General features: G+C 63.6%; 25 protein-coding genes. 15 read left to right on the forward strand and 10 right to left on the reverse strand.

The features are described 5' to 3' along the window. Positions 1 to 52 precede the first annotated feature (52 nt). On the reverse strand, positions 53 to 535 hold the full coding sequence (locus V6M52_RS18905; protein ID WP_332702514.1) for a methyltransferase family protein: 483 nt from the start codon (positions 533 to 535) through the stop codon (positions 53 to 55). 137 nt (positions 536 to 672) lie between these two features. Between V6M52_RS18905 and V6M52_RS18910 the strand changes: the two genes are divergently transcribed. Further along, on the forward strand, positions 673 to 2148 hold the full coding sequence (locus tag V6M52_RS18910) for an AMP nucleosidase (RefSeq protein ID WP_332702516.1): 1476 nt from the start codon (positions 673 to 675) through the stop codon (positions 2146 to 2148). Between the two features lie 219 nt (positions 2149 to 2367). Here V6M52_RS18910 and eno read toward each other — a convergent pair whose 3' ends face one another. Beyond that, positions 2368 to 3645, reverse strand: a complete 1278-nt coding sequence (gene eno / locus V6M52_RS18915) for a phosphopyruvate hydratase (RefSeq protein ID WP_332691826.1) — start codon at positions 3643 to 3645, stop codon at positions 2368 to 2370. 237 nt (positions 3646 to 3882) lie between these two features. Between eno and V6M52_RS18920 the strand changes: the two genes are divergently transcribed. Then, entirely contained in the window at positions 3883 to 4314 is a 432-nt protein-coding gene (locus tag V6M52_RS18920) for a VOC family protein (RefSeq protein ID WP_332702518.1), read from the forward strand. Positions 4315 to 4317: 3 nt separating this feature from the next. Here V6M52_RS18920 and V6M52_RS18925 read toward each other — a convergent pair whose 3' ends face one another. From V6M52_RS18925 to tpiA, 6 genes are all read right to left on the reverse strand, one after another. After that, positions 4318 to 5280, reverse strand: a complete 963-nt coding sequence (locus V6M52_RS18925; RefSeq protein ID WP_332702520.1) for an NAD-dependent epimerase/dehydratase family protein — start codon at positions 5278 to 5280, stop codon at positions 4318 to 4320. Continuing rightward, complete coding sequence (locus V6M52_RS18930) at positions 5277 to 5465, reverse strand: DUF4169 family protein (protein ID WP_332702521.1); 189 nt, start codon at positions 5463 to 5465, stop codon at positions 5277 to 5279. Before V6M52_RS18930 ends, V6M52_RS18925 begins: the two co-directional genes overlap by 4 nt. A 55-nt stretch (positions 5466 to 5520) precedes the next feature. Continuing rightward, positions 5521 to 6018, reverse strand: coding sequence for a GNAT family N-acetyltransferase (locus V6M52_RS18935; RefSeq protein ID WP_332702523.1), 498 nt, complete (start codon positions 6016 to 6018; stop codon positions 5521 to 5523). After that, entirely contained in the window at positions 6018 to 7646 is a 1629-nt protein-coding gene (locus V6M52_RS18940; protein WP_332702525.1) for a CTP synthase, read from the reverse strand. Before V6M52_RS18940 ends, V6M52_RS18935 begins: the two co-directional genes overlap by 1 nt. 112 nt (positions 7647 to 7758) lie before the next feature. Further along, positions 7759 to 8265, reverse strand: coding sequence for a preprotein translocase subunit SecG (gene secG, locus V6M52_RS18945; protein ID WP_332688240.1), 507 nt, complete (start codon positions 8263 to 8265; stop codon positions 7759 to 7761). A 111-nt stretch (positions 8266 to 8376) separates the two neighbouring features. Continuing rightward, complete coding sequence (gene tpiA / locus V6M52_RS18950) at positions 8377 to 9132, reverse strand: triose-phosphate isomerase (protein WP_332688242.1); 756 nt, start codon at positions 9130 to 9132, stop codon at positions 8377 to 8379. Positions 9133 to 9256: 124 nt separating this feature from the next. Here tpiA and V6M52_RS18955 point away from each other — a divergent pair, with 124 nt between their 5' ends. The 9 genes from V6M52_RS18955 to V6M52_RS18995 all read left to right on the forward strand — a co-directional run bounded on the left by V6M52_RS18955 (position 9257) and on the right by V6M52_RS18995 (position 18393). Next, on the forward strand, positions 9257 to 11128 hold the full coding sequence (locus V6M52_RS18955; protein WP_332702527.1) for a peptidylprolyl isomerase: 1872 nt from the start codon (positions 9257 to 9259) through the stop codon (positions 11126 to 11128). A gap of 39 nt (positions 11129 to 11167) precedes the next feature. After that, complete coding sequence (trpE, locus tag V6M52_RS18960) at positions 11168 to 12676, forward strand: anthranilate synthase component I (protein ID WP_332688246.1); 1509 nt, start codon at positions 11168 to 11170, stop codon at positions 12674 to 12676. Positions 12677 to 12820: 144 nt separating this feature from the next. Beyond that, positions 12821 to 13420: an anthranilate synthase component II gene (locus V6M52_RS18965; protein ID WP_332688248.1), complete on the forward strand. Its 600-nt coding sequence runs from the start codon at positions 12821 to 12823 to the stop codon at positions 13418 to 13420. Next, a complete protein-coding gene (trpD, locus tag V6M52_RS18970) occupies positions 13417 to 14439 on the forward strand; it encodes an anthranilate phosphoribosyltransferase (RefSeq protein ID WP_442881893.1) in 1023 nt (340 codons plus the stop codon). Before V6M52_RS18965 ends, trpD begins: the two co-directional genes overlap by 4 nt. Beyond that, positions 14436 to 15248, forward strand: a complete 813-nt coding sequence (trpC, locus tag V6M52_RS18975) for an indole-3-glycerol phosphate synthase TrpC (RefSeq protein WP_332688252.1) — start codon at positions 14436 to 14438, stop codon at positions 15246 to 15248. The genes trpD and trpC overlap by 4 nt, the downstream gene beginning before the upstream one ends. Continuing rightward, on the forward strand, positions 15248 to 15724 hold the full coding sequence (gene moaC, locus V6M52_RS18980) for a cyclic pyranopterin monophosphate synthase MoaC (RefSeq protein ID WP_332702528.1): 477 nt from the start codon (positions 15248 to 15250) through the stop codon (positions 15722 to 15724). The genes trpC and moaC overlap by 1 nt, the downstream gene beginning before the upstream one ends. Then, positions 15721 to 16923, forward strand: a complete 1203-nt coding sequence (locus V6M52_RS18985) for a molybdopterin molybdotransferase MoeA (protein ID WP_332702530.1) — start codon at positions 15721 to 15723, stop codon at positions 16921 to 16923. Before moaC ends, V6M52_RS18985 begins: the two co-directional genes overlap by 4 nt. A gap of 107 nt (positions 16924 to 17030) precedes the next feature. Continuing rightward, positions 17031 to 17744, forward strand: a complete 714-nt coding sequence (lexA, locus tag V6M52_RS18990; RefSeq protein WP_332688258.1) for a transcriptional repressor LexA — start codon at positions 17031 to 17033, stop codon at positions 17742 to 17744. A 436-nt stretch (positions 17745 to 18180) separates the two neighbouring features. Then, positions 18181 to 18393 (forward strand): cold-shock protein, encoded by a 213-nt coding sequence (locus V6M52_RS18995; protein WP_332688260.1) that lies wholly within the window; start codon positions 18181 to 18183, stop codon positions 18391 to 18393. Positions 18394 to 18562: 169 nt separating this feature from the next. Here the strand turns inward: V6M52_RS18995 and V6M52_RS19000 are convergent, their stop codons facing one another. Continuing rightward, positions 18563 to 20371, reverse strand: a complete 1809-nt coding sequence (locus V6M52_RS19000; RefSeq protein WP_332702532.1) for an IlvD/Edd family dehydratase — start codon at positions 20369 to 20371, stop codon at positions 18563 to 18565. A 298-nt stretch (positions 20372 to 20669) separates the two neighbouring features. On the opposite strand from V6M52_RS19000, the gene V6M52_RS19005 reads away from it, so the two are divergent. Genes V6M52_RS19005 through V6M52_RS19020 form a run of 4 tightly spaced genes read left to right on the forward strand, consistent with a single transcriptional unit; the run spans position 20670 to position 25061 of the window. After that, on the forward strand, positions 20670 to 21590 hold the full coding sequence (locus tag V6M52_RS19005; protein ID WP_332702534.1) for a 2-dehydro-3-deoxygalactonokinase: 921 nt from the start codon (positions 20670 to 20672) through the stop codon (positions 21588 to 21590). Positions 21591 to 21605: 15 nt separating this feature from the next. Beyond that, the gene (locus tag V6M52_RS19010) at positions 21606 to 22217 is read left to right on the forward strand and encodes a 2-dehydro-3-deoxy-6-phosphogalactonate aldolase (protein ID WP_332688266.1); all 612 of its coding nucleotides are present in this window, start codon (positions 21606 to 21608) and stop codon (positions 22215 to 22217) included. Next, positions 22214 to 23092, forward strand: a complete 879-nt coding sequence (locus tag V6M52_RS19015; RefSeq protein ID WP_332702536.1) for an SMP-30/gluconolactonase/LRE family protein — start codon at positions 22214 to 22216, stop codon at positions 23090 to 23092. Before V6M52_RS19010 ends, V6M52_RS19015 begins: the two co-directional genes overlap by 4 nt. A gap of 10 nt (positions 23093 to 23102) precedes the next feature. Then, the gene (locus tag V6M52_RS19020) at positions 23103 to 25061 is read left to right on the forward strand and encodes a beta-galactosidase (RefSeq protein ID WP_332702538.1); all 1959 of its coding nucleotides are present in this window, start codon (positions 23103 to 23105) and stop codon (positions 25059 to 25061) included. Here the strand turns inward: V6M52_RS19020 and V6M52_RS19025 are convergent. Continuing rightward, positions 25030 to 25908, reverse strand: an 879-nt coding sequence (locus V6M52_RS19025) for a ComEC/Rec2 family competence protein (RefSeq protein WP_332702540.1), incomplete at its 5' end; no start/stop codon positions are given. The genes V6M52_RS19020 and V6M52_RS19025 overlap by 32 nt on opposite strands.

Below are 25908 nucleotides of genomic sequence, written 5' to 3' on the forward strand. Positions count from 1 at the left end.
ATGGTAGCGAAATGCGGCGAGAAAAGTGTGCTTCACCGAAGTGTGAATAAGTTCAGAGCCAGCGCCGCGTGGTGCCCAGATAGGCGCGATAATCATCCCCGAATTTGCGCGCCAGATACGCCTCCTCCTGCACCACGACCAGCCGGTCGAACGCCAGCCAAATGAAAGGCAGCAGGATGAGGCCCCACTCGAGCCCGACGATAAGGCAAAGGCCGACATGAAAGCACAGGCAGCCCAGATAGATCGGGTTGCGGCTGAACCGGTAAAGGCCGTCCGTCACAATGCGGACCGTTGGCTTGTTGGGCTCGACATGAGTTCCCGCCGCCCTGAACGCCCTGATGCCCCCGACAACCACCGCGCCGCCCAGGCCCGCCAGAGCAGCCCCGACCCAGAAGGTCCAGGCCGCGAGGCCGAAGGACGGCAGCAGCGGGAGTGGAAGCACGAAATCCAGCGCCAGGGCCAATATCCATGCCATCGCCGGATAGAACGGCGGCAGGATCATCAACCCAGCATTGTCCACCTGCTTGTCTTCCATGGCCATCCATTCCAAATCGGGCGGAAACGAGTATAGAGCAAAGCCGTCACACGGCCGCTATAGTTATCCAGCCAGAAAACGCGATTCCCGACCGCAAGGCAGGCCCGATCCGGGGCCTGCGCAATGAAAGAGCACATATGACCACGATCAGTCCGCCCCGCCTTGAAAAGCAGTCTTTCACCGATCCCGAGAAGGCATGGGAACATCTGGCAAAGCTCTATCACCGCAATACCGAATTCATCCGCGGGCATCTGGCCGCTTTGGCCAAGGGCGTCGTGCCGCCCGGACGGGTGCGCGCCTGCTATCCGCAGGTGGAAGTGCGTTCCACCAGCTACAGTAAGCACGAGAGCACCCTGCCCTATGGCTTCCTGCACACGCCCGGGCTCTACCGCACCACGGTGACGGCGCCGGACCTGTTCCGGACCTATTTCCAGGAACAGTTCACCGTCATCCTCAAGAACCATGGCGGCACCATCGACATCGCCGAGTCCGATACGCCAATTCCGCTGCATTTTGCCGTCAACGCCAATGAGCGCATCGACGGCGAGGCGCTCAACGCTCTCAACGTCCCGCTGCGCGACGTGTTCGACGCGCCCGATCTGGGCAATACCGACGACGAAATCGCCAACGGTACCTTCGTGCCGCCCAAGGGTGGACCCTACCCGCTCTCGGCCTTCACCGCGCCGCGCGTCGACTATTCGCTGTTCCGGCTAAGCCATTACACCGGCACCGATGCCGATCACTTCCAGAATTTCGTGATCTTCACCAACTACGCCTTCTACATCGACGAGTTCTGCCGGGTGGCGAAGGAATATATGAAGCAGGGGCACCCCCATTACGAGAGCTTCATCGAGCCGGGCAATGTGGTGACCGACAATGCCTTGCGTGGCGGCGGCGTGGCCGGCACAACCCCGGTGCGTGCGCCGCAAATGCCCGCCTATCATCTGACGGCCGGCCGCGGCCGCGGCATTACCATGGTCAATATCGGCGTCGGCCCATCCAACGCCAAGACCATCACCGACCATATCGCCGTGCTACGCCCGCATGCCTGGATCATGCTCGGCCACTGCGCCGGCCTGCGCAATAGCCAGGAACTGGGCGACTATGTGCTGGCCCACGCCTATGTGCGCGAGGACCACGTGCTCGACGCCGACCTGCCGCTATCGGTGCCGATCCCGGCGCTGGCCGAAGTGCAGGTGGCGCTGGAACAGGCGGTGCACGAGGTCACCGAGACCGAAGGCATCGAGACCAAGAAGATCATGCGCACCGGGACGGTGGCGACGTTCGACAACCGCAACTGGGAATTGCGCGACCAGACCGAGATCACCCAGCGGCTGAGCCAGTCCCGCGCCGTAGCGCTGGACATGGAGAGCGCGACCATCGCGGCGAACGGCTTCCGCTTCCGCGTGCCCTACGGCACCCTTCTCTGCGTCTCCGACAAGCCGCTGCATGGCGAGCTCAAGCTCCCCGGCATGGCCTCGGACTTCTACCGGACGCAGGTCAACCGGCACCTGCAGATCGGGCTGCGGGCGATGGAGATCTTGCGGGACCAGCCGGCGGAACGGCTGCACTCGCGGAAACTGCGCAGCTTTGCGGAGACGGCGTTTCAGTAGGCACAATCTCTCAGTCGATGCCTTCTCCCCTTGAGGGAGAAGGTGCCCGAAGGGCGGATGAGGGGTCACTTCCTACAGCATCCAAGCATGGGCGAGCGCAGAACCCCTCACCCGGTCTTTCTGCTGAACGCAGAAAGACCACCCTCTCCCTCAAGGGGCGAGGGTAGAAACAAAAAAGCCCGGCATTGCTGCCGGGCTTTTGCATTCCAGTGATTGGGCTTAGCGGCCCTTGACCACCGAGTAACCGGCATACTTGGCCGACGAGCCGAGCTGCTCTTCGATGCGGATGAGCTGGTTGTACTTGGCGAGGCGATCCGAGCGGCTGAGCGAGCCGGTTTTGATCTGACCGCAGTTGAGCGCCACCGCGAGGTCGGCAATGGTCGAATCTTCGGTTTCGCCCGAGCGGTGCGACATGACCGAGGTGTAGCCGGCGCGGTGGGCGGTATCGACGGCGTTCAGGGTTTCGCTCAGCGAGCCGATCTGGTTGACCTTGACCAGGATGGAGTTCGCGACGCCCATCTTGATGCCCGAGACGAGGCGCTGGGTGTTGGTGACGAAGAGATCGTCGCCCACCAGCTGCACCTTCTTGCCAATGGCATCGGTCAGCGCCTTCCAGCCTTCCCAATCGTCTTCGCCCATGCCGTCTTCGATGGTGATGATCGGGTAGCGTGCGGCGAGGTCTGCCAGGAACGCGACGTTTTCTTCCGAGGAGAGCGACTTGCCCTCCCCGACCATCTCGTACTTGCCGCCCTTGTAGTACTCGGTGGCCGCACAATCGAGTCCGAGGAAGATGTCCTCGCCCGGCTTGTAGCCGGCCTTTTCGATCGAGCGCATGATGAAGCCCAGCGCATCATCGGCCGACTTGAGGTTCGGCGCAAAGCCACCTTCGTCACCCACCGAGGTATTGTGGCCTTCGGCGGAGAGGCCCTTCTTGAGGGTGTGGAAGATTTCCGAGCCGATGCGCACGGCGTCGGCGAGGTTTTCCGCGCCGGCGGGCAGGATCATGAATTCCTGCATGTCGATCGGGTTGTCGGCATGCTCGCCGCCGTTGATGATGTTCATCATCGGCACCGGCAGGACATGCGCGTTGGGGCCGCCGATATAGCGGTAGAACGGCAGCTCGCTCGACTCGGCAGCGGCCTTGGCCACGGCCAGCGAGACGCCGAGGATGGCGTTGGCGCCGAGGCGCGACTTGTTGGGCGTGCCGTCGAGCTCGATCATGGCCTGATCGACGCCGAGCTGGTCCAGCGCGTCCATGCCCTGGATTTCGTCGAAGATGGCGGTGTTGACGTTCTCGACGGCCTGGGTAACGCCCTTGCCGGAATACTTCTTGCCGCCATCGCGCAATTCCACCGCCTCATGGGCGCCCGTCGAAGCGCCCGAGGGCACCGCCGCGCGGCCGAAGCTGCCATCATCGAGCACCACATCGACTTCGACCGTTGGATTGCCGCGGCTATCGTAAATCTGGCGGCCGGTGACGTGGATAATCGAAGACATGGAAAGCCCTTTCCCGAATGGGATTGCACAGTGTTTGCGCCTGTCTAGACGCAGAGTGTGACAAGGAAAAGGGGCATACCGCAAAATAATGCCTCAGGCCTCAGCAGCACTTCGCCGGGTGATGAAACCGCGAGCAGCCGGCAACACGGGAGCCGTCCGCCTGCGGCAACTTGCGGGCGCGATGAGATCGGGTTACGGCTAACCCGTATTAGCGCTAATGCGCCCGGAGAAGTCGCGATGCCCAAGCCGTTCATCAAACAGGTCGCCCATACCTGCATCTTTGCCCGCGATCTCGATCAGACCGAGACCTTCTATCGCGACGTGCTGGGCATCCCGACGGCATTCACCTTCATGCGGGGCGAGGAGCGGATCGGCTACTATCTGGATTTCGGGGCGCGGACCTTCGTGGAAGTGTTCCGCAAGGCAGATTCGAGCTTTGCCGAAACCAACCAGATCAACCACATCTGCCTCGAGACCGAAGACCTCGATGGCCTGCTGGCCCATGTGCGCAGCCAGGATGTGGCGATCACCGACAAGAAGCTCGGCGTGGATGGCACATGGCAGGCATGGACCAATGATCCCAACGGGGTGAAGCTGGAGATATTTCAGTACACGGCGGAGAGCATGCAGTTCAAACCACATGGCGGTGTCTGTCAGGTCAACTGGTAGCCATCAGCCGGGCGGCTGCACCTGGCCATTGCCGATGAGCCAGGTCACCGCCTCCTGCACTGCTTCGAGCGAAGTATAGCGCGGCGCGTAGCCGAGCAGGCGCCGCGCCTTGTCGATGGAGCAATTGGGCGAGCGCATGATGTGCTCCCAGCTTGCCCTGGCCTCGTCCGGATCCTGCGATCGGGCCCAGTCGTCGAAACCGGCAAAGCTCAGCTGTGGCTGGTGGCCAAACCAGCGGAACATCGCCTCGGCATAGCCACGCAAGGTCAGCGCGGCGGGGGAAACGGCATGGAAGCTCTCGCCAATGGCAGCTGAGCGATTGTCCATGGCGCGGATGATCATCTGCGCCACATCGTCGGCATGGACGTGGTGGACCGTTTCGAGGCCAAAATTGGGGAGCGCCAACGTGTCGCCACGGGCGATTGAGGTGAAGACGGCCGGGTTGAAATGGCCGGCCGGATTGAGCGGCGCCCAGCCGGGGCCGACAATGTGCCCGGGATGGACGATGGTCACCGGCAGTCCGTCACGGTGCGCGCGGGCCAGCAGGTCAGCCTCGATTGCCGCCTTGGCGACGCCGTACTCGCCGAATGGATATTTGGTGGCCGATTCCGGGGTCGGCACTTCCGATGCGGTGCCATGGGTCCAGATAGTGCCGATATGGATGAACTGGCTGAGGCGCCCCTGCAGGGCCTCCACAAGCTGGGTATTGCTGGTCTGGGTGAAGCAGATGAGATCGACGACGACGTCTGCCTCCAGCGCTGCGATGGCGCTGCCGAACTGGCCGCGGGCTTCCTCTGCTTTGCGGTCCAGCACCACGGTCTTCACATGCCGCCAGACGGGGCTTTGCTGATAGGGCTTGGCGACGCCGCGGCTGATGGCGGTGACGGCATGGCCGGCCATAACGAGACGGGGAACCAGATAGGTGCCAATATGGCCGGTGGCTCCTATGACGACAACCTTGCTCATTGGGGTTCCTGCTCGTCCTTCTTGTGACCGGCGATATGCTTGTCGGCCAGCGCCTTCTCGCTCGCCTGCTTCAGCTTCTCGGCCTTGCTGCGACCAAACAGGACACGGTTCTGCGCCGCCTGCGCTTCCTTGTCGGCGCGGGCCTTCTGCTTGCGAACAGTCTTGAGGTTGATGATCTCGGCCATGGCGATTCCTGGGGGCTCGTGGCAGCCTAACAGAGGCGCCGGCCCGGATGGAAGCTCAGGCCCGCCGGGCCAGCGCGAGATAGACACTGTCGCACCATTCATCGCCGAGCAGGAAAGTGCGTTCGGCGCGGCCGGTCTCGACAAAGCCCAGCTTGCCCAACACCGCCAGCGAGGCTGCATTGCGCGGATCGACATCCGCATCGAGCCGGTCAACATCGGTATGGGCAAAGATATGGGCGATGGCCGCGGCGGCAGCCTCACTGGCAAAGCCCCGACCCCAATAGTCGGGATGGATGATGAAACCGAAATCGGGCAGCCGCCCCGCCCCGACGTCCCCAATGACACGGCCTTCATGCTCGATCAGGAAATCCTCGCCGCCTACAGCATTGCGGGCAATCATCCGTTCGAGCCATGGCCGGGTCACGTCTCGGCTGGCATGCGGCAGCGTCGACCAGTAGCGCATGGCAGTGGGGTTGCCCATGATCTCGAACATGGCGTCGAGATCATCCATATGCGGAGGCCGGAGCAACAGGCGCTCCGTGCGGATTTCCATCAGACGAGCCGGCTCTGTTCCATCGCTGCCGCGATGAAGCTGGCGAACAGCGGATGCGGCTCGAACGGCTTGGACTTGAGTTCGGGGTGGAACTGCACGCCGATGAACCACGGATGGTCCGTGCGCTCGACAATTTCGGGCAGCTTGCCGTCGGGCGAGACGCCGGAGAACAGCAGGCCATTCTTTTCCAGCAGCTTGCGATAATCCATGTTCACCTCATAGCGGTGACGATGGCGCTCGGAAATGCGGGTGGAGCCGTAAATGTCGGCAACGCGGGAACCGCGCGTCAGCTGGGCCGGGTAGGCACCGAGCCGCATCGTGCCGCCGAGGTCACCCTCGCTCGCCCGCTTTTCGGTGTCGTTGCCCTTCACCCACTCGGTCATCATGCCCACGATCGGCTCCTTGGTGGGGCCGAACTCGGTGGATGAGGCATTCTTGATGCCGGCCGTGTTGCGAGCGGCCTCGACGCAGGCCATCTGCATGCCAAAGCAGATGCCGAAATAGGGCACATCCTTGATGCGGGCGAAGCGGGCCGCCTCGATCTTGCCGGCCGAACCGCGCTCGCCGAAGCCGCCGGGCACCAGAATGCCGTGGACATGCTCGAGATAGGGCGCCGGATCGTCGCGCTCGAAGACTTCCGAATCGATCCACTGCAGGTTGACCTTGACCTTGTTGGCGATTCCGCCATGGGTCAGCGCTTCGCTCAGGGACTTATAGGCGTCCTTGAGGCCGGTATATTTGCCCACGATGGCGATATTGACCTCGCCTTCGGGGTTGTGGAGGCGAGCGGACACTTCCTCCCAGGCCGACAGATCTGGCATGGGCGCATCGGTAATGCCGAAGGCGGCCAGGATTTCGCGATCGAGGCCTTCCTTGTGATAGGCCAGCGGCACATCATAGATCGAGCCAACATCGAGGCCCTGGATAACGGCGCTTTCGCGCACGTTGCAGAACAGGCTGAGCTTTTTCTTTTCGCCATCCGGGATCGGGCGGTCGCAGCGCACCAGCAGCACATCCGGCGCGATGCCGATGGAACGCAGTTCGCGCACCGAGTGCTGCGTCGGCTTGGTCTTGAGCTCGCCGGCGCTGGGAATGTAGGGCATCAGCGTCAGATGCAGGTAGCAAGTGTCGCCGCGCGGCAGATCATTGCCGAGCTGTCGGATGGCTTCGAAAAACGGCAGGCCTTCGATATCGCCGACCGTGCCGCCCACTTCGACCAGCACGAAATCGAACTCGTCATTGCCTTCGACGACGAAATTCTTGATGGCGTCGGTGACGTGCGGGATGACCTGAACGGTGGCGCCTAGATATTCGCCCTTCCGCTCCTTGGCGAGGATATCGGAATAGATGCGGCCGGTGGTGATGTTGTCGCGCTTGTTGGCGGCGCGGCCGGTGAAGCGTTCGTAGTGGCCCAGGTCGAGATCGGTCTCGGCGCCGTCATCGGTGACGAACACTTCGCCATGCTGGGTGGGCGACATGGTGCCCGGATCGATGTTGAGATAGGGGTCGAGCTTCCTCAGGCGGACCTTGTAGCCGCGCGCTTGCAGCACGGCGCCGAGCGCCGCGGATGCAAGACCTTTACCCAATGAGGAGACCACGCCTCCGGTGATGAATACGTACCGAGCCATGGGCGTTCACCTTAATCACATCAACGTCGATTCGTAGAGGCCGCGAACGCCTCCACACAAAAAAGAAGAAGGGGATGTTTCCATCCCCCTCTTTGGTCGCGCCTTGCGGCGGTCAGTTGGTCGCCGGAGCGGCCGGTTCCTCGGTCGGCGTCGCCGCCGGAGTCTCGGGGACCGGCAGATCGCTCGTCGCGTCTGGAGTCGTGGTTGCGGGCGCCGGCGCAGCGTCCTCGGTCACCGGATCGGTGCCGGCAGGCGCAACCGGGTCGGTTACGGGAACCGGCAGATCGGACGGAGTGCCGCTCTGCAGCGAATTGAGCGCATCGAGCACGCTGGACGGTGCCGCACCGTCCTCGGTGGTCGTCGCCCGGTCGAGAATGCCGGACGTGGTGCGATCCAGTTCAGAGAGAATGGTCAGCCCTATCGCGGTGGCAAAGAACAGGGTGGCCAGAATCGCCGTGGTGCGGGTGAGCAGATTGGCCGAGCCGCGCGCGGTCATGAAGCCGCCGCCGCCGCCGCCACCGCCAATGCCCAGCGCGCCGCCCTCCGAGCGCTGCAGCAGGATTACCGCGATCAGCGCCAGGACGATCAGCAAATAGGCGACAATCAGGACGTTTGCCATTCTGTCTCAGTCTATTGGTCTGTCAAAAGATGCGGCGTCTTACACGCCCCGCGCCGCAAATGCCAGAGGCCGGGCGGAATTTCCGGCCAGCCTCCAGGCATTCATGATGCGCTATACGGCTGAGATAATGGTGTAGAAGTCCTTTGCCAAGAGGCTGGCGCCGCCAACCAGACCGCCATTGACGTTTTCCACCTGTAGAATCTCGCGCGCATTCTGCGGCTTGAGCGAGCCGCCATAGAGAATACGGACGCCAGCGCCTCTCTCCCCGAAGCGGTCGGTCAGCTGACGGCGGATCGAAGCATGCATCTGTGCAATGTCGTCATTGCTCGGCGTGCGGCCGGTGCCAATGGCCCAGATGGGTTCATAGGCGACGATCACCTCATGCTGCTCGGCCGCATCGGGGATCGATCCGGCAAGCTGCCCTGCAACCACCGCTTCGGCATTCCCGGCGTCACGCTCGGCCTCGGTTTCACCCACGCAGATGATCGGCTTGAGACCCGCACCGATGGCGGCCTCGGCCTTGGCACGCACCTGATCGTCGGTTTCAGCATAGGCCGCGCGACGCTCCGAATGACCCACAATGACATATTGGGCGCCGGCGTCGGCCAGCATGCCGGCCGCGATGTCGCCGGTATGTGCGCCGGACCCAGCGGCGTGGCAATCCTGCCCGCCCGCCAGAATTCCGGCGCTGGCGCCCTGACGTGCGACGGCGGCAACGATAGTGGCCGGGGGGCAGATCACCACGACGGCACGCGGCGCCTCGCCGGTCGTGAGCATGCTTGCCAGCGCTGTAAGTTCCTCCAGCGACGCCCTCAAGCCGTTCATTTTCCAGTTACCTGCGATCAGCGGCGTTGTTGTCGTTGTCACTCTTTGCTCCTGCTGCCTCTTGCACCGTGGCAAGGTTTGCCCTAACCCCGGCTGTCAAATTGGATTACTAGTGCGCTCCCGCTGCTGCGGTAAAGCCTGGTGTTGCCCGACTGGAACGTCTCAAATGCTCGATAGTTTGCGTGTTTTTGCAAAATCCTGGCCCGGCAAGGTCATGGGCGCCTTTCTTCTGGTAGGCGTGGCAGGCTTTGGCATCAACAACGTTATCACGGATCTCGGCACCAATACCGTGGCACGCGTAGGCGATGAGGAGATAAACTCCCGCGCGTTCTTGCGCGCCTATCAGAACCAGATGAACGAGGTTGCCCAGCAGCTCGGCTCCTTCCCGACAGCAGAGGAAGCTGTGAACCTGGGCATTCCTTCCATGGTGCTGCAGGACCTGGCGCAGGACGCGGCGCTGGACCAGCTGGCCACAGGCTTTGGCCTTGGGGTCTCGGAACAGAAACTGAGCGACATGTTGCGCGCCGACCCCTCGTTCCAGAACGCGCTGGGCACCTTCACGCCGGAAAACTTCAACCAGGTGTTGCAGGCGAGCGGCCTGACCGAGGCCGAGTATTTCGAGGACCAGAGCGACGCGGCGCGGCGCCAGCAGTTGATCCTGAGTCTCTTCGGCGACACCAAGCTACCCGAAACGGCATCGAACCTGATCAATCGCTATTTCGCCGATCAGCGAACCATCGACTACTTCGCGCTGGGTGAGACCAATATCGAAACCCCAGCCGAACCGACTGAAGACGAGCTCGCCGCCTATCTCGCTGAGCACCAGGCTGAATTCCGCACTGTCGAAACCCGCAATGTGCAGATGCTGCGGCTCTCCGCAGCCGAGCTTGCGGCGAGCAAGACGATTTCCGAAGAGGCCGTTGCCGCCGAATACGAGCGCACCAAGGCCAATTTGACTAGGGCCGAACGCCGCACCATTCAGCAGGTCGTGCTGAATGAGGAGCAGGTCACGGCATTCGAAGCAGGCCTCGCCGCCGGCACGCCCTTCGCGGCGCTGGTCGCCGAGGCGGGCGTCACGCCAACAGACCTGGGCACGCTGGCGCAGGCCGATATCACCGATGCCAACCTCGCCAGTGCCGCCTTCGGGCTGCAGCAGGGCGGTTTTGTCCTGATCGACGGCGTCGCCGGCAAACGGGCCGTACATGTCGTTGCTATCGAAGCCGGTGGCGTTCCAGCGCTGGACGACGTCCGCGAGCAGCTCGCCCAGACCCTGGCGCTGGCCGAGGCCCGCAATGAACTCGGCGACGTGCAGGACCAGATCGAGGAACTGCGCGCCGCCTTCCGCCCGCTGACCGAGATCGCCGAGCGCTTCGGTCTCGACCTCTATGAGGCCGACGTCACGGCCAGTGGCGCCGAACTGACTGTCATTCCCGATCTCGCTGCAGAAGACAGCCCGCGCGTCACCCAGGCGATTTTCAAGGCTGCGGAAGGCGCACTGACCGCCGCCATCCCGCTCGCCGGTAACGGCAATCTGTGGTTCGACCTCACGGCTATCGAGCCGGCTCGCGACCAGACGCTGGACGAAGTCCGCGACGCCGTCGCCCAGGCTCTCACCGCCGAACGCACCAACAACGCCATCCTGGCCGCACAGGCCGACGCCGTTGCCCGCCTCGACAATGGCGAAGCGCTGGCCGACATCGCCGCGTCCTACAATGTGTTCCCGCAGATCAGCGCGCCCTTCACGCGCTTTGGCTCGGAAGACGGCACTATTGATGGCGCGGTGGCGTCGGCGGCCTTTGCCGGCGACGAGACCCATCACGGCTCGGCTGTCAGCCAGGGCGGCGAGTTCATCGTCTTCGAGGTGACGGACCTGACCCCGGCGACGGGCCAGCTGGAAGAGGCGGCCAATGCCAGCCTCGAGAACGAGGCGCGCATCGGTCTCTATGGCGACTTCGTCAGCGCGGTGCGCGACGATGCCGGCCTGCGCATCAACCAGCAGGCGCTCAGCCAGGCGCTGGCGCTCAATACCGGCCAGTAATCCACCGGCCGGACTAACTCCAACCTGGACACCACAACGATGGACGACGACTTCTATCAGCGCTTCCAAGATCAATATGATGCTGGAAAGTCGCAGATCGTCTGGCGTCGCATCGTGGCGGACCTGGAAACGCCGATCGGCACCTACCTGAAGCTCGCCGAGGGCCGCAAGAACACCTTCCTGCTGGAGTCGGTGCAGGATGCGGCGGTGCGGGGGCGCTATTCCATCATCGGCACGCAGCCCGACGTGATTCTCAAGGTCGAGGCCGGCTCGGCGGCGATCAATCGCTCGGCGCAGATCGACGACGCCAGTTTCGTGCCCCTGCCCGGCCTGCCGCTCGACGCGCTGCGCCATCTGGTCGCCGACAGCAAGATCGACGTGCCCGCCGGCCTGCCGCCGCAGTCAGCGGGCGTCTATGGTTATCTCGGCTACGAAATGGTCCGCTATATGGAAGTGCTGCCCGACAGCAATCCGGACCATTTGCAGACGCCTGAAGCCATGCTGATGCGGCCCTCGCTGCTGGCCATCTTCGACACGCTGAAAGATGAGCTCTATCTGACGGCGCCGGTCTATATCCGTGCCGGCGTCTCGGCGCGGCAAGCCTATGAAGCCGCCGAAGCGCGCATTGACGATGCGATCGGACGGCTGGGCCGCGCTATGCCGACCACCCCTGCCCTTCCTGATCTCGAGAGCATCGCCGTCAAGAGCAACACGTCCAGGGACGAGTTCTTCGGCATGGTCGCAAAGGCCAAGGACTACATCGCCGCCGGCGATATCTTCCAGGTGGTGCTGAGCCAGCGCTTCGAAGCCGATTTCACATTGCCACCCACCGCGCTCTATCGCGCGCTGCGCCGGACCAATCCCAGCCCCTATATGTATTTCCTCGATTTCGGCGGCTTCGCCGTGGCCGGATCGAGCCCGGAAATCCTGGTGCGCGTGCAGGATGGCGAAGTCACCATCCGCCCCATCGCCGGCACCCGTAAGCGCGGTTCGACGCCGACGCGGGACCAGGAACTGGCGGCCGAGCTGCTGTCCGACCCCAAGGAGCTGGCCGAGCACCTGATGCTGCTCGATCTGGGCCGCAACGATGTCGGCCGCGTCGCCAAGACTGGCACGGTCAAGGTGACGGACAAGTTCTTCCTCGAATACTATTCCCACGTCATGCACATCGTTTCCAATGTCGTGGGACAGCTCGATCCAAAATACGACTTCGTCGACGCCCTCTCAGCCGGCTTCCCTGCAGGCACGGTTTCCGGTGCGCCCAAGGTGCGGGCCATGGAGATTATCGACGAGCTCGAAAAGTCCCGGCGCGGCATCTATGGCGGCTGCGTGGGCTATTTCGGCGCCGACGGCACCATGGACACCTGCATCGTGCTGCGCACCGCCATCCTCAAGGACGGCAAGCTCTATGTGCAGTCCGGCGCCGGCATTGTCGCTGACTCCAAGCCGGAGCTGGAACAGCTCGAATGCGAAAACAAGGCCCGCGCCCTTTTCAGCGCCGCCGAGGAAGCGCTACGCTATGCTGGCGAAGCGAGGATCGGGCAATGACACTTACTTTCTACACCAACGGTGTCATCCCCGCGAAGGCGGGGACCTCCGTTTTGCGATGGCGGGGCTGGTTCTGAAACAGGGGTTCCCGCTTTCGCGGGAATGACCCGGTGGCTAGAAACAACCCGCTGAGGACCGAGCCAAATGACCCGCACTCTCGTCATCGATAACTACGACAGCTTTACCTACAACCTCGTCCATTTCCTGGGCGAGCTGGGCGCCGATATCACCGTGCACCGCAATGACAAGATCACCCTCGACCAGATCGCCGCCATGGCGCCCGAGGCCATCGTGCTGTCTCCCGGCCCCTGCACACCTAACGAAGCCGGCATCTGCCTGGCGCTGATCGACCGCTTCAAGACCGAGATACCGATCCTCGGCGTATGCCTGGGCCACCAGGCCATCGGCCAGGCCATGGGTGGCGACGTGATCCGCGCGCCGCACCTGGTCCATGGCAAGACCAGCAAGATCCACCATACCGGCAAGGGCCTGTTCCGCGGTCTCAACAACGACTTCGAGGCGACGCGCTATCATTCGCTGATCGTCAAGCAGGACACCCTGCCCGAAGCGCTGGAAGTGACCGCCACCACCGACGACGGCCTGATCATGGGAATGCAGCACAGATCGCTACCCGTGCACGGCGTGCAGTTCCACCCAGAGAGTATCGCCAGCGAAAACGGCCATGCGCTGCTGCAGAACTTCCTGAACCTGGCCCGCGACTTCAACCAGAAGAAAGCCGCGTGATGGATATCAAGGCCGCCCTCAACAAGATCGCCGACCGCAAGGACCTGACCGGCGAGGAAATGCGCGGCGTCATGCGCATCATCATGGCCGGCGAGGCCACCCCGAGCCAGATCGGCGCCTTCCTGATGGGTATGCGCGTCAAGGGAGAAACCGTGGTCGAGATCGCCGCGGCGGTGTCAATCCTGCGCGAGCAGATGATCCCCGTGGTGGCGCCGGAACATGCCATGGACATCGTCGGTACTGGTGGCGACGGCGCCGGCACGCTCAACATATCTACCGCCAGCGCCATCGTGGTTGCTTCGACCGGCGTTCCCGTAGCCAAGCATGGCAACCGGGCACTGTCATCAAAATCGGGCGCGTCGCAGGTGCTGGAAGCCCTCGGCGTCAAGCTCGACCTCAGCCCAGCCGAAATCGGCGCCTCGATCGACAAGGCCGGCATCGGCTTCATGTTCGCGCCAAGTCATCATCCGGCGATGAAGCATGTCGGTCCCTCGCGTGCCGAGATGGGCACGCGTACGCTGTTCAACCTGCTGGGCCCCCAATCGAACCCGGCTGGGGTGCGACGCTACCTGCTGGGCGTCTATGACGAGCAATGGGTAGAGCCCGTTGCGGCCGCACTTCTTGCCAACCGCGCCATCAAGGCCTGGGTCGTCCATGGCAGCGATGGCCTGGACGAAATCACCACGACCGGCCCAACGCATGTTGCCCAGATCGAGGGCGGCAGCCTGACCACATTCGAAATCACGCCGGAGCAATTCGGCCTTCCCCGCGCCACGCTCGACGACCTGCGCGGCGGCGATCCGGCCGACAATGCGCGCGCCATGACCGCCCTGCTCGATGGCGCCGCCGGCGCCTACCGTGATATTGTCCTGCTCAACAGCGCCGCGGCGCTCCTGGTGGCGGACCGGGTCGATACGATAGACACCGGCATTGCCCTCGCGCGCGACGCCATTGATTCAGGCAAAGCCAAACAAACACTCGCCCGCCTCGTGGCGGTATCGAACGGACGAGACCAATGAGCGACATTCTCCAGCAGATCGAAGCCTATAAGCGCGAAGAAATCGCCGCTGCCAAAGCCATGCGGCCCTGGGCCGAGGTGGTGGCGCAGGCGCACGACCAGCCCGCGCCGCGTGGCTTCATCAAGGCCATCAAGGCCAAGCGGGCTCAGGGGCACTATGCCCTGATCGCCGAGGTGAAGAAGGCCAGCCCCTCCAAGGGCCTGATCCGCGCCGATTTCAATCCGTCCGAAATTGCCCGCTCTTATGAAACGGCTGGCGCGGCCTGTCTCTCGGTGCTGACCGATCGCCCCAGCTTCCAAGGCTCACCCAGCTATCTGATCGAAGCGCGCGCCGCCACGCGACTGCCAGTGCTGCGCAAGGACTTCCTGTTCGAGACCTATCAGGTCGCCGAATCCCGCGCCTGGGGCGCCGATTGCATTCTCATCATCCTCGCCGCGGTCGGCGACGACGTAGCGCGCTACCTGCTCGATGCTGCCGCGGAGTGGAAGATGGATGCGCTGGTCGAAGTGCACGACCAGCTCGAACTCGACCGCGCACTGGCGTTGGGCGCCGAATTCATCGGCATCAACAACCGCAATCTGCGCACTTTCGAGACAACGCTCGAGACCTCGATCAACCTCGCCGTAGGCGTGCCGGCGGGCACGCTGTTGGTCAGCGAGAGCGGTATTCTCAACCACGAGCACATCCTCAAGCTCGACAGCGAAGCCGGCATCGGCACCTTCCTCGTCGGCGAAAGCCTGATGCGCCAGGACGACGTCGCAGCCGCAACACGGGCTCTGCTGATGGGCGCCCCGCAGGCCGTTCGCTGATGGCGAAGGGCCTCACCCACCTCAACGAGCGGGGCGAGGCCCATATCGTCAATATCGGCGACAAGGCGGTGACTAGGCGCCGGGCCGTCGCGCAGGCCAGGATTGTTGCCCAGGCCGAGACCATTGCCACCATCATGGCCGGTGGGCTGAAAAAGGGCGATGCATTGGCGGTTGCGCGCATTGCCGGCATCATGGCCGCCAAGAAGACCTCCGACCTCATCCCGCTTTGCCATCCCATTCCGCTCACCAAGGTCAGCATAGAGATCGAGGCTGACGGCTCCGAGGCGATCCTCATCCGCGCCACCGCCGAAACCACCGGGCAAACGGGCGTCGAGATGGAAGCCCTCGTCGCGGCCTCGACGGCCGCGCTGACGCTTTACGACATGGCCAAGGCCATCGACCGCGCCATGACCATCACCGATATCTGCCTGCTGGAAAAATCCGGCGGAAAGTCCGGCGACTTTTCCCGGCCATGAGCCTGCTCCCGGTCGATGACGCGATCGCCGCGATCCTCAAGCGGGTGCCGGCGCCCATCGCCGAGACCGTGCCCCTGGCCGAGGCCGCCGGGCGCGTGCTGCTTGAGCCGGTGGTCGCCACGCACGATCAGCCGCCATTCAATTCCAGCGCCATGGATGGCTACGCCATTCGCGCCGCCGATATCGTGGATGGTCACCGCCTGCCGGTGGTCGGCACGTCCCAGGCCGGCGCCGGATTTGCCGGTACGCTGGGGCCGGGAGAGGCCGTCCGCATCTTCACCGGGGCGCCCGTGCCCGAAGGCGCCGATACGGTCATCATGCAGGAAGAGGCCACGGTCGAGGGAAGCTTTGTCTCCTTCACCGCCCCGGCGCGACGGGGCCATAGCGTGCGCCCCTTGGGTAATGACTTTGCCACGGGTCAGCATCTCGTCGATGCCGGCGTCCGCCTGGCGCCAATGCAGCTGGCGGTCGCCGCCGCGGCCAACGCGGCCACGCTCAACGTCGCCAAACGCCCCCGCATTGCCCTGCTCGCCACTGGCGACGAGCTTGTATTGCCCGGATCCCCGCTTGGACCGGATCAGATCGTAGCGTCAAACAGCTTCGGGCTGCGGCCAATGCTGGCGCCTTATTCCGAAACAGTCGCCGATCACGGCATTGCCCGCGACAACCCGGCGCTGTTGCGCCGCGCGCTTGACGACGTCTTCGCTGCTGAGCCGGACATCCTCATCACCACCGGCGGCGCCAGCGTCGGCGACCACGACATCGTCCAGGACATCCTGCTTGAACTCGGCGTGACACTGGATTTCTGGAAGATCAACATGCGCCCCGGCAAGCCCCTGATGTTCGGCACGCGCGGCAAGACGCTGATCTTCGGCCTGCCCGGCAATCCGGTATCGGCCATGGTCACTGCCATGGTGTTCATTCGGCCAGCCCTGCGGGCGTGGCTGGGATATCCAGAACCGGCGCCATGGCGGTTGCCGCTGGCGGGCCCGACCCCACCCAATACGGCGCGCCGCCACTTCATGCGGGCGCAATTGCTGCACACGCCCGCCGGACCTGCGCTGCTGCCGATCTCCCAGACCGACAGCGGCCACACCTCATCGCTGGCGCGCGCCGACATGTTGATCGTCCAGCCCGAATTCGACCCCGGCCAACCACCCGGCACCATTGTCCGAGCCATTCCGCTCGATGCCTTCTGACAGTCGAGAGCGCATCAAGGACTGATATTCGCAAAGCATATTGCGGAACATAACTGGAACACCTATAGTCGTTCTGCCTATGTTCTGATTCACTCCCCGAGGGGCCCATGCTGACGCGCAAACAACACGAGCTGCTGATGTTCATCCATGAGCGGATGAAGGAAAGCGGCATCCCGCCATCCTTCGATGAGATGAAGGATGCGCTCGACCTGGCGTCCAAATCGGGCATTCACCGGCTGATTACGGCGCTTGAGGAGCGCGGCTTCATTCGCCGCCTGCCCAATCGGGCCCGTGCGCTCGAAGTGGTAAAGCTGCCCGACTCCATGAATCCCTCGCTCGGCGGCCGCAAGGCGCGCTTCGAGCCGTCCGTCATCGAGGGCAGTCTCGGCAAGGTCGGTTCTCCCCCCTCGCGTATGTCAGCAGCCGAGGATTATGCGCGGCCGATTTCCATTCCCGTCATGGGCCGCATCGCGGCCGGTACGCCCATCGAGGCCATCCAGACCCATTCGCACACCATCATGGTCCCCCCCGAAATGCTGGGCGCCGGCGAGCATTTTGCGCTCGAAGTGCGCGGCGACTCCATGATCGAGGCTGGCATCTTTGACGGCGACACCGTACTGATCCGCAAGCAGGACCAGGCGTCGACGGGCGAGATCATCGTGGCTCTCGTTGACGATGAGGAAGCAACCCTCAAGCGTCTGCGCCGCAAGGGTAATACCGTAGCGCTGGAAGCGGCCAACCCGGCCTATGAGACCCGCATCTTCCCTCCCGATCGTGTCAAGGTTCAGGGCCGCCTGGTCGGTCTGCTCCGCAAATACTAGCTGAGGGGCGACTGCGCCAGGGGCCGCTGCCTCTACTGGCTGGCGAGCGTTGGCGGGAGACGTGCCGGGGCGAGGGCCGCGGCACGACTGTTCTGGGTTTCCGGGTTGGCAAATCGTACATGAACATTGGGCGCCGAACCGCTTCCGGCGGGTCGATGAGCGCGGCCGCGTTGCTCGCATCCTGCCCCAGAGCATTGGTTTTCTTGTTGTTTTTCTTGCGTCACAATCGGAATTTCGCAACCGATAGTGTCGGGACCTTGCAGGTAGCGCGGTTCCATGCCACATAGGGGCATACGTTTTCAGCCTAAGTCGGCTGCCTAATGCCGGTTCGCCGGACCGTGGCTTCCTTCTCTACCATGCGAACGTTATGTCCCTTTGGCATGTTGCCATTGGATAACCGCTCGTTCGCTGATGCTACGAGCAAAAGGAAACTATCATGTCCGTAATCACCGGCACCGTAAAATTCTTCAACACCACCAAGGGCTTCGGCTTCATTTCGCCTGAAAATGGCGGCAAGGATGCCTTCGTCCACATCTCCGCCGTTCAGCGTTCGGGCCTGCAGGGCCTCTATGAGAACGACAAGGTGACCTATGAGCTCGAGACCGGCCGTGACGGCAAGGAATCGGCGACCAACCTGACGCTGCTCTAGGCTGCGCTAGACCATAGCGAGCGCGCTTCGGCGCCGCTCGGGCTAAGGCCACCGCGATGTTGAAAACGCGGTGGCCTTTTCTTTGTCTGCTGGGTAGTTGGTTGAGCCAGCCACCAAAGCGCAACAGAAGGGACCACCGGCTGCGGTCCCTTTTGTCTTGCTGCGACGATCAGTGATTGTCGCGCGGTATGCCGTTGGTCTGGGCGATACGCTGGTATTTCTCGGCCGGCTTGAGGATGGCACCATCGCCGAGCTGGCCGACCAGACCGCGCTGGATTTCCTGCCACGGCGTCTGGTGTTTGGGGAACTTGTACCCGCCAGAGGCTTCCAGATCGGCCCGGCGCTGAGCAATTTCCGCGTCCGAAATCAGGATATTGGCCTGACCCTGGTTGAGATCGATCCGTACCCGGTCGCCCGTCTGCAGAATGGCAAGATTGCCGCCCGCCGCCGCTTCCGGCGATGCATTGAGGATCGAGGGCGAACCCGATGTGCCCGATTGGCGGCCATCGCCGATACAAGCCAGGGCATGGATGCCCTTCTTGATCAGGTAGTTGGGCGGCCGCATGTTGACGACTTCGGCCGCGCCCGGATAGCCGATCGGCCCGGCGCCGCGCATGAACAGCAGCGTGTTCTCGTCGATCTCGAGCGACGGATCGTCGATCCGGTGGTGGTAATCCTCCGGCCCATCGAACACCACCGCCTTGCCCTCGAACATGCCCGGATGCTCCGGATTGTTGAGGTAGCGATCGCGGAACTCGGACGAGATCACGCTGGTCTTCATGATGGCATTGTCAAAGAGATTGCCGCGCAGCACCAGGAAGCCAGCTTCGGTCTTGAGCGGATTGTCGAAGTGACGGATGACCTTGTCGTCCTGGATCGTCGTGTTGCGGCAATTCTCGCCAATGGTCTTGCCATTGACGGTGGGCGCATTCTCGCGGATCAGGCCCTGCGTCATCAGCTCGTTGACCACCGCAGGCACGCCGCCCGCATGATAGTAGTCCTCGCCCAGATATTCGCCGGCCGGCTGCAGGTTCACCAGCAGTGGCACCTTGTGGCCATAGGTCTGGAAATCCTGCAGTTCCAGCTCGACTCCGATATGCTTGGCAATGGCCTGGATGTGGATCGGCGCGTTGGTCGAGCCACCAATGGCCGAATTGACCACGATGGTGTTGATGAAATTGTCCTTGGTCAGGATATCGGAGGGCTTGAGGTCCTCATGCACCATGTCGACGATGCGCTTGCCGGTGCGATAGGCCATTTCCTGGCGGTCGCGGTAGGGCGCCGGGATGGCCGCCGAGCCCGGCAACTGCATACCCAGCGACTCGGCCAGCGAGTTCATCGTGGTGGCCGTGCCCATGGTGTTGCAATAGCCGGTCGAGGGCGCCGACGATGCCACCAGTTCGATGAACTGGGCATAGTCGATCTCGCCCGCCGCCATCATCTGGCGCGCCTTCCATACAATGGTGCCCGAGCCGGTGCGCTCGCCCTTGTGCCAGCCATTGAGCATGGGGCCGACCGATAGCGCGATAGCGGGAATATTGACGGTCGCCGCCCCCATCAGCATGGCCGGGGTGGTCTTGTCACAACCGATGGTCAGCACCACGCCGTCCAGCGGATAGCCGTAGAGCACTTCCACGAGGCCCAGATAGGCCAGGTTGCGGTCAAGGCCCGCTGTCGGGCGCTTGCCGGTTTCCTGGATCGGATGCACCGGGAATTCGATGGCGATGCCGCCCGCTTCGCGGATGCCTTCGCGCACGCGCTCGGCCAGCACGATGTGGTGGCGGTTGCATGGGCTGAGATCGGAGCCGGTCTGGGCAATGCCGATGATCGGCTTGTCGGACTGCAGCTCTTCGCGCGACACACCGAAATTCATGTAGCGCTCGAGATAGAGCGCCGTCATGTCCGGGTTGTCGGGATTGTCGAACCAGGCGCGCGAGCGCAATTTCTTGGGCGCTGAACCGCCGTTTCCTGCCGTCATCTCATCTTCCTCTTAAGTCCGCTTGCGTATGGACGCGCCAGCGTTTGGAGTGGTTCTAGCATGGCTTTTGCCAGAGTGAATGCGATTCCGCAGAAAAAATCATACAAATGGGCCGCGCGGCAAAATCACTGCAGGCGATATTTCCCAAGGCTCCGAAAATCTTACCAAACGAGGGGACCGGCCGCACAGATTGGGGATGTGCTGCAGCGCCGCCAGAAGCGGAGAATCGGGCTGGCTGAAACCATTGTCAGCCATTAGGGTCGCGCCGCGACGAGACTGCCGCGGTTGAGGAAAATTCGTGACTGAAATCATAGACTGGGTTGCCGTGGATTGGGGGACGTCCAACCTCCGCGCCTGGGGCATTGCCGCCGATGGATCGGTGGTGTTCGAGAAAACCTCGCCCAAAGGCATGGGCAAGCTCACCCGTGAGGAATTCCCGGGCGCCCTGTCCGAACTGCTCGAAGGCGTGCCCCCTGCCCGAAACGGCCAGCTCGACGTGCTGATCTGCGGCATGGCTGGCGCGCGCCAGGGCTGGATGGAGGCACCCTATCTCGAGGCCCCCGCCGATCTGCGTGGCCTGAGCGAGGGGGCCGTGCGGCCACTCATGGTCGATAGCCCTATCGTGCCGGCCATCCTGCCCGGCGTTTGCCAGAAGGCGGGCGCCGACAATGTGATGCGCGGGGAAGAAACCCAGTTGCTCGGCCTCGCGGCGTTGATGCCAGGATTTTCCGGCATGGTCTGCATGCCGGGCACGCATTCCAAATGGGCCCAACTCTCCGGCACGCGAATCGAGCGCTTCTCGACGGCCATGACCGGCGAATTGTTCGAGGTACTGCGCACCCATTCCGTGCTGCGCCATTCCCTCGTCGGCGATCTCGACGGCCCCGCTCGTGCTGTAGGTTTCGACCTCGGCGCCGCAGCCGGTCTCGAACATCCCGAACAATTGCTGGGCACGCTGTTCCAGGTCCGCGCCAGTTCGCTCCTCTCGGACCGCCAGCCCGATTGGTGCGCGGGATATCTTTCGGGGCTGCTGATCGGCACCGAGATCGGCAGCAACCGTCACTTGATCGGCTCCCAATCCGTGCCGCTGATCGGCTCGCCGGCGCTCTGCGCGCTCTATGCCAGGGTGCTGGACATGGCCGGTGCCAAGGGCGAGTCCAGGGATGCCACCGAAGTCGTGCTGGCCGGCCTCAAGGCCGCGCGCAGCTTTGCCGCCTAATTGGAGTTCATATCGATGGACCATCGTCACCTCATCGCCATCCTCCGCGGCATCACGCCGTCAGAGACCATCCATGTCTGCCAGGCCCTGATTGCGGCCGGCATCACCATGATCGAAGTGCCGCTCAATTCGCCCGACGCGCTGACCAGCATTGCGCTGGCCTCCAACGCCTTGGGCGATGACGCGGCCATCGGCGCCGGCACGGTGCTCACCAAGAAGCAGGTTTGGGCCGTGGCTGACGCCGGCGGCACCTTCATTGTCTCGCCCGACACCAACAAGGCGGTCATCGAGGAGACAGTGCGCATCCAGCTCCTGTCCTATCCTGGCGTGTTCACCCCCACCGACGCTTTCCGGGCCATCAAGGCCGGGGCGACGGGGCTCAAATTCTTCCCGGCCGAAGTGCTTGGCCCCAAGGGCATCAAGGCCATGAAGGCCGTGCTGCCGCCCGAACTGCCTGTCTATGCCGTGGGTGGCGCCAATCCCGACAATTTCGGCGAGTATTTCGCCGCCGGCTGCACCGGCTTTGGCCTAGGCACCTATATCTACAAGCCCGGCATGGACGCCGCGCAGGTCGCCGAGCGCGCAGCAACGGCCGTTGCCGCCTATGACGCGGGAAAAGCCCAATGACTCACACGGCCCGCCTTCTGCTCGACAGCCAATGCGCGCTGGGCGAAGGCCCGATCTGGCACGCCGGACGACAGCAGCTGTTCTTTTTCGACATCAACGAACAGACCCTGTTCGCAGTGACCGCCGCTGGCGAGATTGTCGACAGCTGGCTGTTCAACGAGACCGTTGCCGCCGCCGCTATCGTTGACGACCAGACGCTGGTCCTCGCCACCGATACCGGCCTCAAGCAATTCGATCTGTCGACCGGCGGCATGAACCGCATCAACGAGATCGAAGCCGACAATGCAGCGACGCGCACCAATGACAGCCGCGTCCACCCGTCCGGCGCGTTCTGGATCGGCACCATGGATCGCGGTTCGGCCGAGGCACCGATTGGCTCAGTCTATCACTACCGCGCCGGCACGCTGACGACGCTCAAATCAGGCATCGCCATCCCCAACGCCACCTGCTTCTCCCCCGACGGCCGCATTGCTTACTGGACCGATACTCCAACCAAGAAGATCATGCGGGTCGAAACCGACCCGGCGACCGGCCTGCCGATTGGCGAATGGACGCTGTTCGCCGATGTCTCCGATGGGCGCGGCTATCCCGATGGCGCCGTGGTCGACAGCCAGGGTTATCTCTGGAACGCCAAATGGGGCGGCTCCTGCGTGGTCCGCCATGCGCCGGACGGCTCCATCGACCGCATCGTCGAGGTCCCAGTGAGCCAGGTCACCTGCCCCGCCTTTGGCGGGCCGGACCTGAAAACCATGTTCATCACCACCGCCAGCAAGAACCTGAGCGCCGAGCAGCTTGCCGCCGAAAAAGTCGCCGGCGGCCTCTTTGTCATCGACCTCGACGTGCCCGGCCTGCCCGAAGCGACCATCACACTCTGAGATATTTGCCATGACTACCCCCGCCCTCGGCGTTTGCTACTATCCCGAACACTGGCCCGAGGACTGGTGGGATCGCGACGCGGCCCGCATGGCCGAGGTCGGCATTGCATGGGTGCGCATCGGCGAATTCGCCTGGTCGAGGCTCGAGCCCACGCCCGGCAACCTCACCTTCGACTGGATCATCCGGGCGATGGACGTACTGGGCCGGCACGGCCTCAAGGTCGTCTTCGGCACGCCCACCGCCACCCCGCCGCGCTGGATGATCGACAAGCATCCCGACATGCTCGCGGTCGATGCGCAGGGCCGTCGTAAGGGTTTTGGCTCCCGCCGTCACTATGATTTCAGCCATCTCGGCTACCGCGAGGAAGCGGCGCGCATCACCCGCCTCTTGGCCGATGCCGTGGGCAACCACCCCGCGCTCGGCGCCTGGCAGACCGACAACGAGTATGGCTGCCACGGCACCACCTATTCCTATTCGCCTGCGGCCCAGGAAGGCTTCCAGCGCTGGCTGACCAAGAAATACGGCACGGCCGATGCGTTGAACCAGGCCTGGGGCAATGTCTTCTGGTCCATGGAATACAATCGCTTCGAGCAGGTCGAGCTGCCCAACCTGCTGGTCTGTGACGCGGCGCCGGCGCACGATCTCGACTTCCGTCGCTATGCCTCCGATCAGGTGGCCGCCTTCAACAAGGTGCAGTTCGACATCCTCAAGGCTGTGCGGCCCGACCTCCCGGTCATCCACAACTTCATGAGCCGCTATACCGAGTTCGACCATTATGACGTGGCCGAAACACTCGATATTGCCAGTTGGGATAGCTACCCCCTTGGACACCTCGCCGTCAGCGGCGAGCCTGAAGAGATCAAGCGCCTCTATATGCGCCAGGGCGACCCGGACAATGCCGCCTTCCATCACGATCTCTATCGTGCCGTCGGCCACGGCCGCTGGTGGATCATGGAGCAGCAGCCCGGTCCGGTGAACTGGGCGCAGTTCAACCCCGATCCCCTGCCGGGCATGGCCCGCCTCTGGGCCTGGGAAGCCTTTGCCCACGGCGCCGAGGTGGTGACCTATTTCCGCTGGCGCCAGGCGCCCTTCGCGCAGGAACAGATGCATGCGGGCCTGTTGCGGCCCGATAGCGAGCCCGCGCCGGCCTATCACGAGGCCATTCAGGTGGCCGAGGAGCTAAAGGCTGTCGGCCTTGATGGCACGGCAACCAAGGGCCGCGTCGCCATCGTTTTCGACTATCAGAGCGAATGGGCATGGGAGATCCAGCCACAGGCCAAGGGCTTCAGCCATGGCGCCCATGTCCGGGCGCTCTACGCCGCCTTCCGCAAGCATGGCGTCGATATCGACGTCCTGCCGCCCAGCACCAACAGCTTTGCCGGCTACGATATCGTCGCCATTCCGGCGCTCTTCGCCTGGAACGACGATCTGCGCACCGCCATGACCGACTTCGAAGGTTATCTGTTGATCGGTCCGCGTTCCGGCTCCAAGACACAGGACTTCTCCATTCCGCCAGGGCTGGCGCCTGACCTGCCGAGCAATCTGCTCGACGTTAAGGTCACTCGCATCGACAGCATCGATCCGTCACTCGAAATCGAGGTCAAAGGCAGCGGCGCCATCCATCACTGGCGCGAGCGCCTCGAGACCAAGGCCAATGTGATCATCGAGGATGTCGATGGCTGGCCGGTGCTGGTCTCGCAGGGCAAGCTCTTCTATCTGGGCGCCAGCGGCACCAGGTCACTGGTGCAGCGCGTCGTGGACTACCTGATCGCCGAAGCCGATCTGCCCACCCTGACCCTGCCCGCCGGCGTACGCTGCCGCACCCGCAACGGCTTCCGCATCTATGTGAACTATGCCGCCGGCCCGGCAACGCTGACGCCGGCCAAGGATGAAGCGGGCTATGTGCTGGGGTCTGCCGACATGCCCGCGGCTGGCGTCACGGTGGCGCGACTCGCCACGGGCGCGTGAGATTGGGGATGGCGGTGCGGACCTCGAACCGCGCCGCCCCCTCGTTCCAGCGCAGCCAATGCACGCCACCCGCCGCCAGCGCACCGGCATCGATCACCTGCCCGCCCACGCAACTCGTCGGCACACGTATCCGGGCGATGATCAGCTCGTGCCAGCCGCAATCCTCGGCGAAGGCCGCCGCATTGCGGATCACGGCCACCGAAAAGCGCGGTGTTTCGGCGATGCAGCCCAGGCCATCGCAGCGTGAACCGGGCACGCCGGCCGCTATCGTCTCCTGATAGTGCTCGCCCCACACATCGACGGCAAAGCTACCCGGTTGCCCGCTGACCAGGCCCATGCCGGCCTCAGTCCGCAGCACGACCGCCTGCGTCGTATCGGCGACAAGCAGGTCGGGCCTATCATCCAGCCCCACCAGCAGGATCAGCGGCAGCGCAACGGCCGGCCCCGCCAGCCGCCACCAGCTGTTGATGGAGGCGAACCAGGCCAGCGCCAGCAGGCCCACGATCAGCGCCACACCAGTAAGCAGCGGGTTACCGGTCCAGCCTTCGCTCCAGCCGGCCACCAGCTCGGCGCCAGCCACCATGCGGTCGATGCCCCAGCCCATGACGGCGACAAACGGTCCCTCGATGCCGAACGGCATGGCCAGCACCGACAGCACAGCGAAGGGCATGATGATCATGCTCACCACCGGCAGCACCAGCACATTGCCCACCACCCCGAGCGGCGCCGTCTGCTGGAAATGATAGGCCGAGAACAGCAGCGTCGCAGTCCCGGCGATGAAGCTGGTGACAGCCGTAGCCCAGATCGTCGTCCAGAGCCGCTGACCCCAGCCCCGTTCGCCGTCGGG

The sequence above is a fragment of the Devosia sp. genome, from assembly GCF_036676215.1.
In the GTDB taxonomy this organism is placed as follows: Bacteria; Pseudomonadota; Alphaproteobacteria; order Rhizobiales; family Devosiaceae; genus Devosia.